We start from the raw sequence: 14,744 nt of genomic DNA, 5'->3' as shown, positions 1-14,744 counted from the left end.
ATACTTATGAATATACAACCCCTTAAAATCGGTATGGCATTGATACTTTTAATGTCTCTTAATTTTGCTAATGCCCAACAGAAAGATGCTGAAAAATGCCGTTATACCAGAACACCTCAAGGTTATCTGATGGTTCTTCGCGAAGGCGATAATGTTTTGGAACTAATTGAAAAATTAGCCAAAGAGCAAAATATTCCGTCAGCAAATTTTACTGGAATAGGTTTTGCGCAAGATGCCACTTTTGGATTTTATGATTTCAACCAAAAGAAATTTCACCCCAAAACTTTCAATAAAGTAGAAATGGGAAGCATTACGGGATCTATTGCTTGGAGCGGCGACAAACCTTCAATACATATGCACGGAGTTGCAACCGATGATAAATTTGATGCTTACGGCGGTCATATTCTTGGACTGAAAGTAGGAACGGGTTCTATGGAAATTTATATCACAGTGAATCCTGAAAAACTAGAAAGAAAAATAGAACAGCCATTGAATGCAAATGTGTTACAATTGCCTTGTTTAAAGTAGATTTTTGCCGTCTTAAACTTTGTCAAAGTTTAGAACTTTGACAAAGTTGTCTTACCAGTCTTCTCAAAAAATATAAGTAAACAGGATAATAAAGCTGTTTTTATTTTGAAAGATAAAACCTATATTGGCATTCCAAACTGATAATTCTAAAAAATGCCACATAGTCCTTCTCCAGAAGATGTAAAGAGAATTTTCGAAAATTATTTTACTGCCGATATGAATATCTGGACGGGATTTTCGGAAAAAATTAGAGTTCGTGAATTTGACAAATCTGAAATTATAAAAGATTATCACGGTGTCGAAAAATATCTTAACATCATTATTAAAGGATCGGCTGGACTATTTGTTTGGGATGGCAAAAGAGATATTTGCATTAATCTTCTTTACGAAAATAGTTTTATTAGCGATTATATGTCTTTCTTAAATCAGCAGCCGTCTGTTATTAAAACCGAAGCTTTAGAAGATGTAACGCTTTGGTCTATTTCTAATCAAGATTTAAATGAATTGTACCAAAGATCGGAAACGGGTTTGCGAATCGGAAAAGCTATTTCTGAAATGCTTTATGTTCGTAAACAGCAAGAACAAATAAACCTTTTGACACTTTCGCCACAAGAACGTTATTTAAAACTTATAGAAGGACGTCCAGAAATTTTTCAAAGAACGCCACCTAAAATCATTGCTTCCTATTTGGGATTAACGGCCGAAAGTTTAAGCCGAATTCGAAAAAGAGTTATGGAAAAATGATTTCTTACCCAAAGTCAATTTTATTTTCATTTTCGTGCCCTAAGTTTGCTTCACTAAACCAAACAAATTTAAAACGATGAAAAATAAAATCAACTTTGGCGCTATTATAGTTTATTATGTAATTGCTGTAATCTGCAGATATGCAGCTGTTAAAACCAATTTATTATCTGGAATAGAAAATCCGTATTTAGCCATTTTGCTGCGCGGTGTTGGTCCTGCTTTAGGAGCTTGGGCTGTAATAAAAATATTCTCGCTTCATAATCCGATGTCATTAAAAGGGATTTATAAAAATGCTCTAGTTCCGTTTGCCGTTTATTGGATTCTTCCAGCGGTTTTAATTGCAAGTGTTTATTACTTTACAATTGGTAAATTCCCAATTTTATTAATGTTTACGGTTTTGGCTTACGGACTTTTAGAAGAAATCGGTTGGCGCGGATTTTTACAAGAACAATTAAAATCGCTTCCTAAATTTACTTCTATCTTGATTATTGCGATACTTTGGTTTGCATGGCATTTAAACTTCGAAATAACACCAAGCAATATGATTTTCTTCGGAATCATTTTCTTCGGAAGCTGGGGAATCGGAAAAGTATATACTTCTACAGGATCGTTATTGGCAGTTGCAGGAGTGCATTCACTAAACAATTTCTTCCGTAATGGCTTGCATGAAACAGAGCTTACTTTAATCGTTGTGTTATTAGTAATATGGGTTGGTTTTATTATTCTTTATAACAGAAAATATAAAACTGTAGTAAATCCAACATAGACTTTAAACCCTAAACTTTGACTTCAATGAACCTTTATCTTCAATAAAATAACCCCAATCATTGTCATTTCGACCGAAGGGAGAAATCTCCACAAGTAGCTCCGCAACGAAAATCCAATCTTTGTCGAGCTACTAACGGAGATTTCTCCCTTCGGTCGAAATGACAAAAATGTGAAAACCAACTTTATAATTTATCTTTCCTCGAAGTTCTTTACACCCATGGTTTAAAACTTAAAAATTATTCTCCCTTAATTTAATCGTTCTGTAGTTTCCATTCTCAAACAATGTTCACTTCCTAAATACAAAGGATCTCCATGTTTCTCCGACCAAAATCCGTCTAAAACATCTTTTGTAATGCATCTATAAACCGCAACTCCTTTATAGGTTTTATGGTCATCTCCTTTATAACTGAAATTAATTACCAGAATATTATCTTTAAAGAAACCCGTTCCTTTTTGTTTGTGCGAGTTGATAATCCAATCTGCTTTTATGCGGTTGTTTTGATCTAACGTCAGCGTCAAAACACCTTTGTATGTTATCTCATTACTTTCGTCCTGATTGCTTCCAGAAATGGAATAAGTGCCTACTAAATCTTGTATTGTCATTTATTTAATGCGCTATTTTTTTGCAAAAGTAAAAATTATCTTTTAAATCAATTTTCTACCATTTTTTTCTAATAATAACTCATTGTAAAATTTTAAAATAAAAGTTGAAATTTTGTTAATTTCTTATGAAATTAAGTAAGATCATTTGAGTTTTTATGATTAAATTGGTTGTATGAGAACAAATCCTGACGTACTTATTATTGGAGGCGGTCTTGCTGGTCTGGCAAGTGCTTTACACTTATCCAAAAAAGGATTGAAGGTGATTCTTATCGAAAAAAACACCTATCCAAAACATAAAGTCTGCGGAGAATATATCTCAAATGAAATCCTGCCATATTTATTTTGGTTGGAATTAGATGTTAGGGAACTTCAGCCAACCCGTATTTCTAACTTTGAATTTACAGCCCAAAACGGAACAACGGCAAAAACTAAACTTCCATTAGGCGGTTTTGGAATCAGCCGTTATGCATTGGATAATTTCTTGTTTGAAAAAGCAACCCAAAATGGCTGTACCATTATAACCGATCACGTCTCTCATATTTCTTTTGAAAATGACATTTTTACTGTAACTACTTCTGAAGAAATTCTTTCATCAAAAATAGTTTTAGGCGCTTACGGCAAAAGATCGAATATAGATCAGGTTTTGTCTCGAGATTTCATTTCTAAAAAATCACCTTGGCTAGCCGTAAAAGGACATTACAAAGGAAATTTTGACGAAAGTCTTGTGGCTTTGTACAATTTTCAAGGCGGCTATTGCGGCGTTTCAAAAGTTGAAAACGACGTTATCAATATTTGCTATTTAGCCGATTTTGATACTTTCAAAAAATACAAAAACATCGAAGAGTACCAAAAATCGGTGCTTTATAAAAATAAAAAATTGAAAGGGATTTTTGAAAACAGCACTTCCCTATTCGAAAAACCCTTAACAATCAGTCAGATTTCATTCCATAAAAAAGAACCTGTCGAAAATCACATTTTAATGATTGGAGATACTGCCGGATTAATTCATCCCATGTGCGGCAACGGAATGGCAATGGCAATTCATAGCGCTAAAATAGCTTCTGAGCTCGTACTTGATTTTTATTATGGAAAAATAGAATCGAGAAGCGAATTTGAAAAAGAATACATTAAAGAATGGAAAAAGCATTTTAGCAAAAGATTATTCTTTGGTAGAATTTTAGCCAAAGCGCTGACACATAAAAATCTGACTCATATCATGACAACCGTTGCAGCATCAATTCCTGCTTTACTTTCGTTCATTATAAAACAAACGCATGGCCGACCAATAACAATTGAATAAATGGGTGTAAACACTAAATATAGAACAGAAGAAATTGAAATAATGGATGATTTTTCGCTTCAAAGCGAAGAGCTTATTGGCGCGTTAGATCAAATTGCTTCTATTAATCAATTGCTTGGCGGAAATAAACTCACGCTTCATGGCATAAAAGAACTCTTAAAAAAGACGGATACTTCTCAAACCATTACCATCGCCGATATTGGATGCGGAAATGGAGATATGCTGAGAATGCTTGCCAAATATGGGAAAAAGCGAAATCTCAAGTTCAAATTAATTGGAATCGACGCCAATGCTTTTACAATTGATTATGCCACGAAACTTTCAAAAGATTTCCCGAACATAGCATATAGCTGTATGGATATTTTTAGCGAAGAATTCAATCAGCTAAAATACGATATTGTTTTGTGCACGCTAACGTTGCATCATTTTACCACCAGTCAAATTGCTGAAGTAATGAAAACTTTAAACCAAAATGCCTCGATTGGAATTGTGGTAAACGATCTTCATAGAAGTAAAATTGCGTATCGATTGTTTGAGCTCATAAGCGTTGTGTTCAATCTCAATACAATGTCGCGCAACGATGGTTTGATTTCTATTTTAAAAGGATTCAAAAAAAACGAATTGGAGCATTTCTCCAAAAAACTAAATCTAAAAAACTATTCCATAAACTGGAAATGGGCCTTTCGCTACCAGTGGATAATTACTAAAATATGAGTGTAAAGATAATCACGGCTGTTAAACAGCTTCCGCAATATTCTCGAACGACCGAAGAAATACTTCCGCTTGTAGACGTATGGCTTGAAGGTCAGGAAGAGCGTTTTATCAAAAAAGTAAAAAAGATATTCGAAGGCGCTTCTGTAGACAAGCGCTATTCTATCATGGAACCTTCGGAAGTTTTTAACGCTACTTCATTTGAAGAAAAAAATGATATTTATAGCCGCGAAATGATTGTTCTAGGACATCAAGTTCTCGAAAAAGCATTAGAAAAAACAGGCTGGGATCCGCAGAGTTTAGACTATATTATTACGGTAAGCTGTACCGGAATTATGATTCCTTCGCTTGACGCTTATCTGATTAATAAAATGAAATTAAGACAAGATATTGTTCGTCTTCCTGTAACCGAAATGGGCTGCGCAGCAGGAATTTCTGGAATTATTTACGCTAAGAATTTTCTAAAATCAAATCCTGGAAAACGTGCTGCGGTAATAGCAGTAGAATCGCCAACTGCCACTTTTCAGCTCGATGATTTCTCCATGCCAAATATTGTAAGCGCTGCAATTTTTGGAGATGGAGCGGCTTGCTGTTTATTGTCTTCAAAAGAAGAAGATGCTGGTCCTGAAATTCTCGACGAACAGATGTATCATTTTTATGATGCCGAACATATGATGGGTTTCAAGTTAACCAACGGCGGACTGCAAATGGTTCTCGATATTGAAGTTCCAGATACCATTGCTTCTCATTTTGGCGATATTATTCATCCTTTTTTAAAGCAGAATGATCTTGAAATTAAAGATATTGACCACATGATTTTTCATCCCGGAGGAAAAAAAATCGTAACAACGGTTGAATCGCTTTTTGCTGGATTGGAAAAAAATATTGACGATACTAAAGAAATTCTCAAACAATACGGCAATATGTCGAGCGCTACGGTTTTGTATGTTTTAGAAAACATTATGAATCGAAATCCGAAAAAAGGAGAAAAAGGTTTAATGCTGAGTTTTGGCCCAGGATTTTCGGCACAAAGAGTTTTATTGCAATGGTAATTTAAAAGCTTATGGAATTAAATGATATTATAAAACAGCTACCGTACAGCGAACCTTTTTTGTTTGTAGATGAATTGCTTCACGCAGATGAAAATGGCGTAACTGGAACGTATACCTTCAAAGAAAATCTTGATTTTTACAAAGGCCATTTCAAAGACAATCCGGTTACTCCAGGCGTTATTCTAACTGAAACAATGGCTCAGATTGGAATGGTTTGCTTGGGAATATTTTTGTTGGGAAATGAATTGGGAGAAAATACTGTGATTGCCTTCACTTCTGCCGATATGGAATTTTTAAAACCCGTGTATCCAAATGAAAAAGTAACGGTAACTTCAGAGAAATTGTTCTTTCGCTTTGGAAAATTAAAATGCAATGCGGTCATGAAAAATGAAGCTGGACAAGAAGTTTGCAGAGGCGTTCTGGCAGGAATGATAACAAAAAGATTATGAAAAAACGAGTCGTTATAACAGGTATTGGAGTTGCAGCGCCAAATGGGGTTGGAATTCCTGCGTTTACTCATGCGCTGCAAAATGGCATTTCGGGTATTCGTCATGATTCTCAGCTGGAAGAATTGCAATTTTCTTGTCAGATTGTAGGTCAGCCGCAAATATCTGAAGAGTTGAAAGCGCAGTATTTTACAGAACTCGAACTTCGCGGGTTTAACAGCACAGGAATTTTATACGGCGTTATTGCGGGTATGGAAGCTTGGAACAACGCAGGATTGCCTATTAACGAAAATCCAGATTGGAATAGCGGTGCCATCTTTGGAGCTGGAACTTCTGGAATTGATAAATTTCGTGAAAGCATTTATAAAATTGATGAACTGCAAGTCAGAAGATTAGGAAGTACAGTTGTTGCACAAACGATGAACAGCGGTGTAAGCGCTTATCTTGGAGGTAAAATCGGATTGGGAAATCAGGTAACGACCAATTCATCGGCTTGCACAACAGGAACTGAATCCATATTAATGGCTTACGACCGCATACAATCTGGACAAGCAAAACGAATATTAGCGGGAAGCACTTCTGACAGCGGTCCCTATATTTGGGGTGGATTTGACGCGCTTCGTGTCTGTTCTTCTAAATATAATAACAATCCCGAAGAAGGTTCAAGACCAATGAGTGCTTCCGCTGCCGGATTTGTTCCTGGAAGCGGTGCAGGAGCTTTTGTAATTGAAGATTTGGAAAGCGCTTTAGAACGCAACGCTACTATTTATGCCGAAATATTGGGTGGAAATGTCAATTCGGGCGGACAGCGCGACGGCGGAAGCATGACTGCTCCAAACAGTATAGCTGTGCAAAGATGTATTAAAACTGCTATTGCAAATGCCGGAATCCATCCCAATGAAATTGATGCCATAAACGGGCATTTAACAGCAACAACAAAAGACAGTCTGGAGATTGAAAACTGGACTAAAGCCTTGGAACGAAACGGTTTTGATTTTCCGCATATTAATTCGCTGAAAAGCTTAACTGGACATTGTTTGAGTGCTTCTGGAAGTATTGAAAGTGTTGCAACAGTTTTACAGCTTCATGAAGGTTTTTTATTTGGAAATAAAAACTGCTCTGATCTTCATCCCGAAATTGCTGCATTGATTGATCCTTCAAAGGCACTTATAGAAACTATTAAAAATAACCCAAAAATAATTGCAAAAGCCAGTTTTGGTTTTGGCGATGTAAACGCATGCGTAATATTTAAAAAATATGAAAATTAAAATGGATAGACAAGAACTTACCGCAAGATTAAAAGTAATTATAAAGCCTTTTGCTACCAATACAGAAGCGTACAACAATTTAACTGAAGAAACAGACTTCATTAAAGATCTCAATATAAATTCGGCTAATTTGGTGGATATCGTGCTTGATATTGAAGAAGAATTCGACATCGTAATTGACAATGCCGATATGGAACGAATGCTGGATGTTAAAACTGCTTTGGAAATCATCGAAACCAAACTTGCTGCAAAATGATTGGCAATGACATTATAGATCTCGCTCTATCCCGTAAAGAAAGCAATTGGCAACGGAAAGGTTTCCTAGAAAAGCTTTTCACGGCCGAGGAGCAACAGCTTATAAAAAAGTATGATGAACCAGAAATCATGGTTTGGCTTTTATGGAGCATGAAAGAAGCTGCGTATAAAATCTATAATCGTCAGACCAAAATTCGTGAGTTTAGTCCCAAAAAGCTTGTTTGTTTTATAGAAGCATTAGACATAAATAATTCATGCGGGAAAGTAGTTTGCGATAAAAATATTTATCACACCAAAACTATTTTGTCTCTAGAAAGTATTCATACGGTTGCTGTTGCCAATTTTAAAGATCTAAAAAATGTTATTGAAGTTGAAAATAAAGAAATTGTAAAAGACGAAAACGGTATTCCGTATTTGAAAATTTCTTCCAATGCGCTTCAAGATATTTCAATTAGTCATCATGGGCGTTTTGAAAAGAGGATTATGATACAAAATTAATTTATCAAACACCTAGTGGTTTCATTCCAAACAAATCAGGTTTAGTCGCTCAGAATATTTTTTATATTTGATTCTTTATATGTTCAATTCATATTCACCAGAAAGCAAAAATCTATGAAAATACTTTTTACAAAAACGGTATTGCTTTTACTTTTCTTAACCTTATTTTCTTGTGAAAATAAAAAACCAAAACCAGTCGCAAAACCGGCCTATAAAGCGGGTGTGATTTTATCCTTTGATGATGCTTATGTCGACGAATGGTCGGAAGCCGATCAAGTTTTACGAAAATATTCTTGGAAAGCAACTTTTAACGTTTGCAGAATTGATTCGATTGGAGCTCCTGAAATTAAAAAACTGCTCGAAATGCAAAAATACGGTCATGAGATTGCCGGACATGGTTATCATCATTACAATGCCGTTAAGTTCACTCAAAAATATAGCGTCAAAGAATATCTAAAACAGGAAATCGATCCGATGATTATTTCTATGAAAAAAAAGTCTTTCAACGTTACTTCCTTTGCTTATCCATATGGCGAAAGATCAGATTCGCTGGACAAAGCACTATCTCCTCTTTTCAAAATTATTAGAGGAAGAGCATTTGGAGGCGAAATTCCAGAAAAGCAAGACAGTTATTTTAATAATTCAAAAATTGTATTTGCCTTTGATATCGATAACAGCCACATTCATTTTAGTATTCCGTATGTATTAGAATTATTAGATTATGCCAAAAAGAACAATAAAATTCTACTTTTATGCGGTCATAAACCGGTAAAAGAAATCACAGAAAATTATCAGGTGAAAATCGAAACTTTAGAATTTATCTGCAAATACATGAAACTGAATGATCTTAAATTCTATAAACTTTCAGATTTAGACAATTTGCTTCCTCCACAACTTTAGTCCAAAAAATAGAAATTATAACCAATGAAGATTTATCTTATTTCAATGATGGCTGCCGTAACGGTTTCTCAGGACCAAGTAAAAAATCCTGTAATTAAAGCTTCTTCTAAAATCTGTTATATAAAAGAAGATAATGAAGAAAAAACGAAATGGTATTTAGATTCAAAAGCAAAACCAGATTTATACGTAACCAATAAAACTCCGAAAGAGAAAACGGTTACTTTTTATACCAATGAAGATTCCATCTTCATAAAACTAAAGCCTGGAAAAAAGTTTGATTTTGCCGTTATTTTAAATAATACCGACAACTGTTATACACGTATTGAATGTCCGTCTTTACAAAACTTTTCAAAACTCAAACCTGAAATACACGATACAATTCCTTTTGTTCTTTCAGAGTTTAACAACATTATTTTCAAGGTTAAATTAAACGACAAAGAAACACTCGATTTAAAATTTGATTCGGGAACTAGTGATTTTCTTTTAACGAATGATATGATCAGTCAGCTAAAATTAAGCAGTTTAAAAGGACATAGTTTCCAACTTGGAAATCAAATCTGGAAAGATCAGGAAATTTATCCTGTAGAGCTTTCTGGACAAGGAACTGTGGGCCGTTTTGGTTGGAATATATTTGATGGAAAAATAGTAGAAATCGATTATGATAAAAAGCTTTTTATAATTCATTCTAAGTTGTCCAAACGAAACAAAGAGTACACAAAATTGGATATGGAATTTACGCATACTTTGTTTTGCGTTCAAGGAAAACTTCAAATAAAAAATACAGCTTATAAAGGCCGTTTTCTTTTTGATAATGGCTATCAGCGTACCGTAATGCTTGATCAAGAAATGGTACAAGAACAGCAATATCCAACAGAAAGTTTACCTGTTCTTAAAAAAGTAATTTTAAAAAATGGTCAAGGCGAAGAAGTTCCAGTTGTGACCGTGAAAAACGAAAAACTTTACTTAGGCAATTTATGTCTAAATGATGTTCCCGTACAATTACTAACAGCAAACAATCCGGCACGATTTAAAACCCATATTCTTGGTAGCGAAGTTTTAAAAAGATTTAATACCATTTTGGATTTTCAGGAAAATAAAGTTTACTTGAAACCAAATTCGCTATGGAATGAATCTTATACTGAAAGTTCATAAAGAATCATAATTATTGTAAAACTCAAAGAATCTAATTTAAACAAATCCATTAAATTAGATTCTTTTTTTATTTCATAATTAAATACTTAGAAGTTTTAAATAATTAAAAACTATACTTGAAAAACATACAGCCTTTTCAGTTTAAAACATAGTATTATCCCGATTTGGATCAAAACTTCCTTTATCTGGATATTTAATGCTATCCTTTAATTCTTCTACTCGTTTTGGATCAAACTTAGGCAATTGCAGTTCGTTATTTTCTTTCCACTTTTTAACGGTTTCGGAGATTTCTTCTGCTTCCCCTCCCTCGCGTAACAAAATAAAATATTTAGAAAAATTTTTAAAAGGAAAATAATTTACTGAATATGCAAAATGAATAAAGACCTGAATAATCAGGGCTTTTTTTCTGTCTGAAAAATTGTATTTTTGTTAAGTCAGACAAAAAGGTGATTTGGTATTTTACAGCACCAAAATGTAGGATACATTTTCTATTTTTTTATTCTTAATTATTATCTTTGAGCTATGAGTACATTACTAAAATCAAATCATATCGGGCGAAAAATAAGCCGTATTCGTGAACTAAAAGACATGAAACAAGAAGCCCTTGCACAAGCTTTGGGAACAAATCAACAGGCAATCTCAGCTATGGAGAATAGTGAAAATGTTGATGAAGAAAAATTAATCCAAGTTGCAAAAGCCTTAGGCGTAAGTGTGGAAGCAATCAAGAATTTTTCAGAAGAAGCGATATTCAATATTATTGGAAATACAATCAATAATAATGATAATGCATCTATGAATTCAAATATTCAGTATCAGCCGACATTTAATCCTCTTGATAAAGTTGTTGAGTTATATGAAAGGTTAGTACAAGCTGAAAAAGATAAAGTGGAATATTTGGAAAAATTATTGAAAGGAAGATAGTTTACCGAATATGCAAAAAGAACAAAGCCCTGATTATTCAGGGCTTTTTTTATGATTATGATAAATATAGTTAATACGACGATCATTTGAAAGTGTTGTTTTCCTCATTATTATAATTCTTAAATTCCTTTTAAATAATATTTATTTCCCTTATTGCTTTGTTCTTTTGCAAAAACCGAATAACTGTAATTTTTTACATTTAAATTTTTCTTTTTTCTTTCTTTAAGATAAGCTTCATAATAAGTTGTACTGTTTATATACATTATTAAATTGTCCAGTTGATTATTTAGCACAATTAAATTAACTTCATCAGTTTTTATATTTTGTATTATAGCATTATAACCAATATTAAAAACATAAATTTCATTTTCGTCCTCCCAAACAACATGACGATCAATTTTATCTTTATCATCATAATTAGGTAACCCCAATTTTTTATTAAGAGAATTGAATAATTTTTCACTTTCTTGTTTTGTATAGGTATGAAATTGATATCCTTCTATTTTTTTTGTCTTTTCATTGACTAATAGATTGAGGTAGTTTTTTCCGCTGTAAGTTGCTGAAACATCTTCGTCTATTGAGTTTGATAAATCATTATTATCGTAAGTTAACATTTCAGAATCTTTATACTCATAAGCAGTAAGATTAGGGTCATAGATAAATGGCTGTTTTTTTTGATCTATTTCATTATTGATTAAAGTACTTTTACTTGTTGGTAATTTAATTTGAGCTAAATCTTTTTTCTGTGAGTTGCAACTTTGCATTAAAATGCAAATAATTGTTGATGTGATTATTTTTTTTAACATTATCAAGGTTTTACATAACTTTTTATCTTATAATCATCCCCTTCACTTTCCATGATTTTTGCATATTGATAATACGAAATTTGTTTACTTGTTTTATTTTGTTTGTCGAGATAATCTAGATAATCACCATAATATTGAAAAGGTCCTGCTGAGAATTTATGTCTTCGAATTATTAGATTGTTTTTTTTAAATGCATCAAAATATGACGTGTTTTGTGTTACTCCTCGTAATAAGTAGTAATTCTCCTTATCTTCCCATAATAAAGCATCTGGCTCAATTTCTTTTGGTTCAGATAAAAGTTTATCCACATAAACAGGTTTGCCTATGCTGTTTTTTAAAGTGTTGATTAATTGTTTTATATTTTTATTATAGAACAATATTATATGATAATAATTTAATGTATTATCTTTTTTCGAAAATTCAAAACTTATAGTATTAGTTCCAAATTCTCCCTTTTTATTTCTATATCCACTCAAATCGACTCCGTTAAAATTAAGCACATCTTCCGATTGTGAGCCATAGACATCAAAAAAATTATAATCTATCATAGAACTATTTTCTATATATTCATTAGGAATATCTCCAAAAAAAGTATCGTACTTTTCAGTAAAAGTAATTTTTGCCAAATCTTTTTTTGGCTGATCTTTGTGACAGGATATGAAAAACAATATCATTAAAAGCATACTTGTTTTTTGCATAAGATTTTAATTTTTGCTCTGAATTATCGTTTAAATAATTAGAACATCTAATAGTATATAATTTTGCGGTTTTTTATTTCTGGTAAATTGCTGTCATGATAATAAGTTGTTGTTTTAATTAGACTTCCAACATTATCATATTGATATAATTCTTTACTGGAAATTTTATTTTCATTTTGATTGTTATAACTATGTTTTTCAATTAAATATCCTTTATTGTATATATACTTTTCTCTACCTTGTTCATAAAATTTATTGTCTTCTAAAATTGATATTATAAATTCTTTTAAAAAACCATTTGAATCAAATAATGATTGAATTTTCCTATCGCCAAATTTTCTAATTTCTTCTGATTTTTTACCAGCTGAATTATATCTAAATTCTGTTTCAATTGTTCCAGAATTACTATACTCTATTTGTTTTACTAGTCTTTGCTGATTATCATACTCTTTTTTAACTTTTATCTGTTTCAATTCTTCATCTGTTAATTTAATCCATGGATCGCTACTTTTTATCTTTCCGTTTTTGTCATATTGTATTGTTTCGATAGGATTTCCATTTCTGTCAAAAGTTGTTGTTGAAAAATAATAAAAATTTTCAGTAACTATTTTTTCTTGAATTTCTTTTACATTGCCTTTAATTTTAAATATTTCCTGAATGTTTTTTATATCATCAGGTTTCATTTCTTTCGAAGTGCAACTATGTAGTAAAATGAATAGAACGTGTAATTTGATAACATTTTTCATTAAATAATTAATTCTGAATTATTATCTATAAACTCACTGTAAAAAGATAGCTTAGGAATATCTTTAAAATTATTGACATTTAATTTTATTATTTTTCCAGAGCTATTCCACTGTACTTCTTGCCCAAAATCATTTTTAAAATTGATTTTAAATTTTCCTAATGATTTTGAAATTAAGCCTATATTCTCCTCATAAAAATCGTTCCCTTCAATTTGTAAAGTGTACCCAATAACTTTTCCGTTTTTATAAAAAATAAATGCTTCTTTCCCTTCATAGTTTTCTATTATCAAATCATCTTTTGCAAAGTGGTAATAGCCAAAATTCTTATTTCCTTCTTTATTTAAAAATTCAAATGTATCTAACAAGGAATTTGATTGTCCCAAAATAGTATTCAGGTTTACTTTTTTATTAGAGCAACTTACTAATGAAGGGATAAAGTATAAACCTAATCCTCCTAATCCTGTATTTATTATAAATTTTCGTCTATTCATAAAACTATATTAGATTATACTAAATCCTTTTTCTAAAGTTCTAACATGAAGCTTAACCTCTAACTCGATATTTCTTTCTCCTTCTGCAATATTTCGTTTAAACTGAAGTGCTGACCCCCCCATCAATTCGAAGCAATGAAACTAATTTACCATAACCAAAAATTTCTAATTTCAATTCGTCCGGATTCAAAGGAAGTACTTCTAAGTTTTTATTAAATAAATTTATAATACTATCTCGTATTTCTTGTTTTCTAATCGAATTGAAATAAAATGCTTTAGTTTGTAACTCTTCTTTTTCTCTTGATAGCTCTAGAAATTTAGATGCGTTATGTTCTTTTAAAATAGCATGAAGTTGAGTATAATATTCTATAACTTTTTGTTTCAAAACAGTTTCATCTAGTTTTGTTAAGTCGATAGAATTTTGCCATCCATCTAAGACAAAAGGTAATTCAATCTCAATTTCTGTTTTAATTTCAAAATAAGGGAGACCTTTTAATGGACTCGTAACTTTGTTGTTTCTATCAAATGAAGCTTCAGGTGTACTTAATTGAGGGAAAAAGCTTTGTTTTGTTTCTTTCCAGTTATCAATATCGGATACATTAAAACTGATTTCCATTCCATCATTTTCTGTTAAAGTTTTTTGCCCAAACCTAGGGAATATTTTTCCAACAACGTTGTATTTTCCGCTTTGCAAAACCACATGATTTATAGGAACAGAGCCATCTAATATTCCGTCTTTAGTGTCTTTACCAAGAAAGCTAAATACAGGAACGTCATTAATTAAAACTATTCCTGAACAATTTAGGTTAGGATATAATTCGTAGAAAGGATTATTTATCGTACTTCCTATTGACATT

General features: G+C 32.1%; 20 protein-coding genes. 13 read left to right on the top strand and 7 right to left on the bottom strand.

The features are described from left to right. Positions 1-6 precede the first annotated feature (6 nt). From SOM12_RS19155 to SOM12_RS19145, 3 genes are all read left to right on the top strand, one after another. Complete coding sequence (locus SOM12_RS19155) at positions 7-528, top strand: PPC domain-containing DNA-binding protein (protein WP_320494916.1); 522 nt, start codon at positions 7-9, stop codon at positions 526-528. Positions 529-681: 153 nt separating this feature from the next. Then, positions 682-1,272 carry a Crp/Fnr family transcriptional regulator gene (locus SOM12_RS19150; RefSeq protein WP_320494915.1) on the top strand — a complete coding sequence of 197 codons (591 nt, stop codon included), beginning with the start codon at positions 682-684 and terminating at the stop codon, positions 1,270-1,272. Between the two features lie 76 nt (positions 1,273-1,348). Further along, positions 1,349-2,038 (top strand): CPBP family intramembrane glutamic endopeptidase, encoded by a 690-nt coding sequence (locus tag SOM12_RS19145; protein WP_320494914.1) that lies wholly within the window; start codon positions 1,349-1,351, stop codon positions 2,036-2,038. 248 nt (positions 2,039-2,286) lie between these two features. On the opposite strand, the gene SOM12_RS19140 is transcribed toward SOM12_RS19145, so the two are convergent. Further along, the gene (locus SOM12_RS19140; RefSeq protein WP_320494913.1) at positions 2,287-2,643 is read right to left on the bottom strand and encodes a hypothetical protein; all 357 of its coding nucleotides are present in this window, start codon (positions 2,641-2,643) and stop codon (positions 2,287-2,289) included. A gap of 172 nt (positions 2,644-2,815) precedes the next feature. On the opposite strand from SOM12_RS19140, the gene SOM12_RS19135 reads away from it, so the two are divergent. The 9 genes from SOM12_RS19135 to SOM12_RS19095 all read left to right on the top strand — a co-directional run bounded on the left by SOM12_RS19135 (position 2,816) and on the right by SOM12_RS19095 (position 10,225). Further along, positions 2,816-3,943, top strand: coding sequence for an NAD(P)/FAD-dependent oxidoreductase (locus SOM12_RS19135; protein WP_320494912.1), 1,128 nt, complete (start codon positions 2,816-2,818; stop codon positions 3,941-3,943). After that, entirely contained in the window at positions 3,944-4,657 is a 714-nt protein-coding gene (locus SOM12_RS19130) for a methyltransferase domain-containing protein (RefSeq protein ID WP_320494911.1), read from the top strand. After that, complete coding sequence (locus SOM12_RS19125) at positions 4,654-5,706, top strand: type III polyketide synthase (RefSeq protein ID WP_320494910.1); 1,053 nt, start codon at positions 4,654-4,656, stop codon at positions 5,704-5,706. The genes SOM12_RS19130 and SOM12_RS19125 overlap by 4 nt, the downstream gene beginning before the upstream one ends. Positions 5,707-5,717: 11 nt before the next feature. Next, positions 5,718-6,155 (top strand): 3-hydroxyacyl-ACP dehydratase FabZ family protein, encoded by a 438-nt coding sequence (locus tag SOM12_RS19120; RefSeq protein ID WP_320494909.1) that lies wholly within the window; start codon positions 5,718-5,720, stop codon positions 6,153-6,155. Then, a complete protein-coding gene (locus SOM12_RS19115) occupies positions 6,152-7,420 on the top strand; it encodes a beta-ketoacyl-[acyl-carrier-protein] synthase family protein (protein ID WP_320494908.1) in 1,269 nt (422 codons plus the stop codon). Before SOM12_RS19120 ends, SOM12_RS19115 begins: the two co-directional genes overlap by 4 nt. Before the next feature lies 1 nt (position 7,421). Then, positions 7,422-7,676, top strand: a complete 255-nt coding sequence (locus SOM12_RS19110; RefSeq protein ID WP_320495005.1) for an acyl carrier protein — start codon at positions 7,422-7,424, stop codon at positions 7,674-7,676. Next, positions 7,673-8,173: a 4'-phosphopantetheinyl transferase family protein gene (locus SOM12_RS19105; RefSeq protein WP_320494907.1), complete on the top strand. Its 501-nt coding sequence runs from the start codon at positions 7,673-7,675 to the stop codon at positions 8,171-8,173. Before SOM12_RS19110 ends, SOM12_RS19105 begins: the two co-directional genes overlap by 4 nt. A 114-nt stretch (positions 8,174-8,287) precedes the next feature. Beyond that, positions 8,288-9,073, top strand: coding sequence for a polysaccharide deacetylase family protein (locus tag SOM12_RS19100; RefSeq protein ID WP_250837598.1), 786 nt, complete (start codon positions 8,288-8,290; stop codon positions 9,071-9,073). Positions 9,074-9,097: 24 nt separating this feature from the next. Further along, on the top strand, positions 9,098-10,225 hold the full coding sequence (locus SOM12_RS19095) for an aspartyl protease family protein (RefSeq protein ID WP_320494906.1): 1,128 nt from the start codon (positions 9,098-9,100) through the stop codon (positions 10,223-10,225). Positions 10,226-10,366: 141 nt separating this feature from the next. On the opposite strand, the gene SOM12_RS19090 is transcribed toward SOM12_RS19095, so the two are convergent. Further along, on the bottom strand, positions 10,367-10,543 hold the full coding sequence (locus tag SOM12_RS19090) for a hypothetical protein (RefSeq protein WP_172426907.1): 177 nt from the start codon (positions 10,541-10,543) through the stop codon (positions 10,367-10,369). A 204-nt stretch (positions 10,544-10,747) separates the two neighbouring features. On the opposite strand from SOM12_RS19090, the gene SOM12_RS19085 reads away from it, so the two are divergent. Further along, positions 10,748-11,146: a helix-turn-helix domain-containing protein gene (locus tag SOM12_RS19085; RefSeq protein WP_095930087.1), complete on the top strand. Its 399-nt coding sequence runs from the start codon at positions 10,748-10,750 to the stop codon at positions 11,144-11,146. Positions 11,147-11,265: 119 nt separating this feature from the next. Here SOM12_RS19085 and SOM12_RS19080 read toward each other — a convergent pair whose 3' ends face one another. The 5 genes from SOM12_RS19080 to SOM12_RS19060 form a co-directional block, all read right to left on the bottom strand. Then, a complete protein-coding gene (locus tag SOM12_RS19080) occupies positions 11,266-11,952 on the bottom strand; it encodes a hypothetical protein (RefSeq protein WP_141248148.1) in 687 nt (228 codons plus the stop codon). 2 nt (positions 11,953-11,954) lie between these two features. Then, on the bottom strand, positions 11,955-12,650 hold the full coding sequence (locus SOM12_RS19075) for a hypothetical protein (RefSeq protein ID WP_095930089.1): 696 nt from the start codon (positions 12,648-12,650) through the stop codon (positions 11,955-11,957). A 47-nt stretch (positions 12,651-12,697) separates the two neighbouring features. Further along, complete coding sequence (locus SOM12_RS19070) at positions 12,698-13,333, bottom strand: hypothetical protein (protein WP_141248149.1); 636 nt, start codon at positions 13,331-13,333, stop codon at positions 12,698-12,700. Positions 13,334-13,395: 62 nt separating this feature from the next. Beyond that, complete coding sequence (locus SOM12_RS19065) at positions 13,396-13,887, bottom strand: hypothetical protein (protein ID WP_095930091.1); 492 nt, start codon at positions 13,885-13,887, stop codon at positions 13,396-13,398. A gap of 97 nt (positions 13,888-13,984) precedes the next feature. Continuing rightward, entirely contained in the window at positions 13,985-14,743 is a 759-nt protein-coding gene (locus tag SOM12_RS19060) for a hypothetical protein (RefSeq protein WP_095930092.1), read from the bottom strand. Between the last annotated feature and the right edge of the window lies 1 nt (position 14,744).

This window comes from Flavobacterium sp. CFBP9031, assembly GCF_034044945.1.
Taxonomy (GTDB): domain Bacteria; phylum Bacteroidota; class Bacteroidia; order Flavobacteriales; family Flavobacteriaceae; genus Flavobacterium.
Note: the sequence above shows the minus strand (reverse complement) of the source record. Positions and strands in the feature narration are given on the sequence as shown.

What these genes read in the sequence shown, in the direction of transcription:
- SOM12_RS19135 (WP_320494912.1), top strand. Translation starts at nt 2,816, where the DNA reads ATGAGAACAAATCCTGACGTACTTATTATTGGAGGCGGTCTTGCTGGT.
- SOM12_RS19085 (WP_095930087.1), top strand. Translation starts at nt 10,748, where the DNA reads ATGAGTACATTACTAAAATCAAATCATATCGGGCGAAAAATAAGCCGT.
- SOM12_RS19095 (WP_320494906.1), top strand. Translation starts at nt 9,098, where the DNA reads ATGAAGATTTATCTTATTTCAATGATGGCTGCCGTAACGGTTTCTCAG.
- SOM12_RS19120 (WP_320494909.1), top strand. Translation starts at nt 5,718, where the DNA reads ATGGAATTAAATGATATTATAAAACAGCTACCGTACAGCGAACCTTTT.
- SOM12_RS19100 (WP_250837598.1), top strand. Translation starts at nt 8,288, where the DNA reads ATGAAAATACTTTTTACAAAAACGGTATTGCTTTTACTTTTCTTAACC.
- SOM12_RS19070 (WP_141248149.1), bottom strand. Translation starts at nt 13,333, where the DNA reads ATGAAACCTGATGATATAAAAAACATTCAGGAAATATTTAAAATTAAA.
- SOM12_RS19115 (WP_320494908.1), top strand. Translation starts at nt 6,152, where the DNA reads ATGAAAAAACGAGTCGTTATAACAGGTATTGGAGTTGCAGCGCCAAAT.
- SOM12_RS19145 (WP_320494914.1), top strand. Translation starts at nt 1,349, where the DNA reads ATGAAAAATAAAATCAACTTTGGCGCTATTATAGTTTATTATGTAATT.
- SOM12_RS19130 (WP_320494911.1), top strand. Translation starts at nt 3,944, where the DNA reads ATGGGTGTAAACACTAAATATAGAACAGAAGAAATTGAAATAATGGAT.
- SOM12_RS19125 (WP_320494910.1), top strand. Translation starts at nt 4,654, where the DNA reads ATGAGTGTAAAGATAATCACGGCTGTTAAACAGCTTCCGCAATATTCT.
- SOM12_RS19075 (WP_095930089.1), bottom strand. Translation starts at nt 12,650, where the DNA reads ATGCAAAAAACAAGTATGCTTTTAATGATATTGTTTTTCATATCCTGT.
- SOM12_RS19065 (WP_095930091.1), bottom strand. Translation starts at nt 13,887, where the DNA reads ATGAATAGACGAAAATTTATAATAAATACAGGATTAGGAGGATTAGGT.
- SOM12_RS19155 (WP_320494916.1), top strand. Translation starts at nt 7, where the DNA reads ATGAATATACAACCCCTTAAAATCGGTATGGCATTGATACTTTTAATG.
- SOM12_RS19060 (WP_095930092.1), bottom strand. Translation starts at nt 14,743, where the DNA reads ATGTCAATAGGAAGTACGATAAATAATCCTTTCTACGAATTATATCCT.
- SOM12_RS19140 (WP_320494913.1), bottom strand. Translation starts at nt 2,643, where the DNA reads ATGACAATACAAGATTTAGTAGGCACTTATTCCATTTCTGGAAGCAAT.
- SOM12_RS19080 (WP_141248148.1), bottom strand. Translation starts at nt 11,952, where the DNA reads ATGTTAAAAAAAATAATCACATCAACAATTATTTGCATTTTAATGCAA.
- SOM12_RS19105 (WP_320494907.1), top strand. Translation starts at nt 7,673, where the DNA reads ATGATTGGCAATGACATTATAGATCTCGCTCTATCCCGTAAAGAAAGC.
- SOM12_RS19150 (WP_320494915.1), top strand. Translation starts at nt 682, where the DNA reads ATGCCACATAGTCCTTCTCCAGAAGATGTAAAGAGAATTTTCGAAAAT.
- SOM12_RS19110 (WP_320495005.1), top strand. Translation starts at nt 7,422, where the DNA reads ATGGATAGACAAGAACTTACCGCAAGATTAAAAGTAATTATAAAGCCT.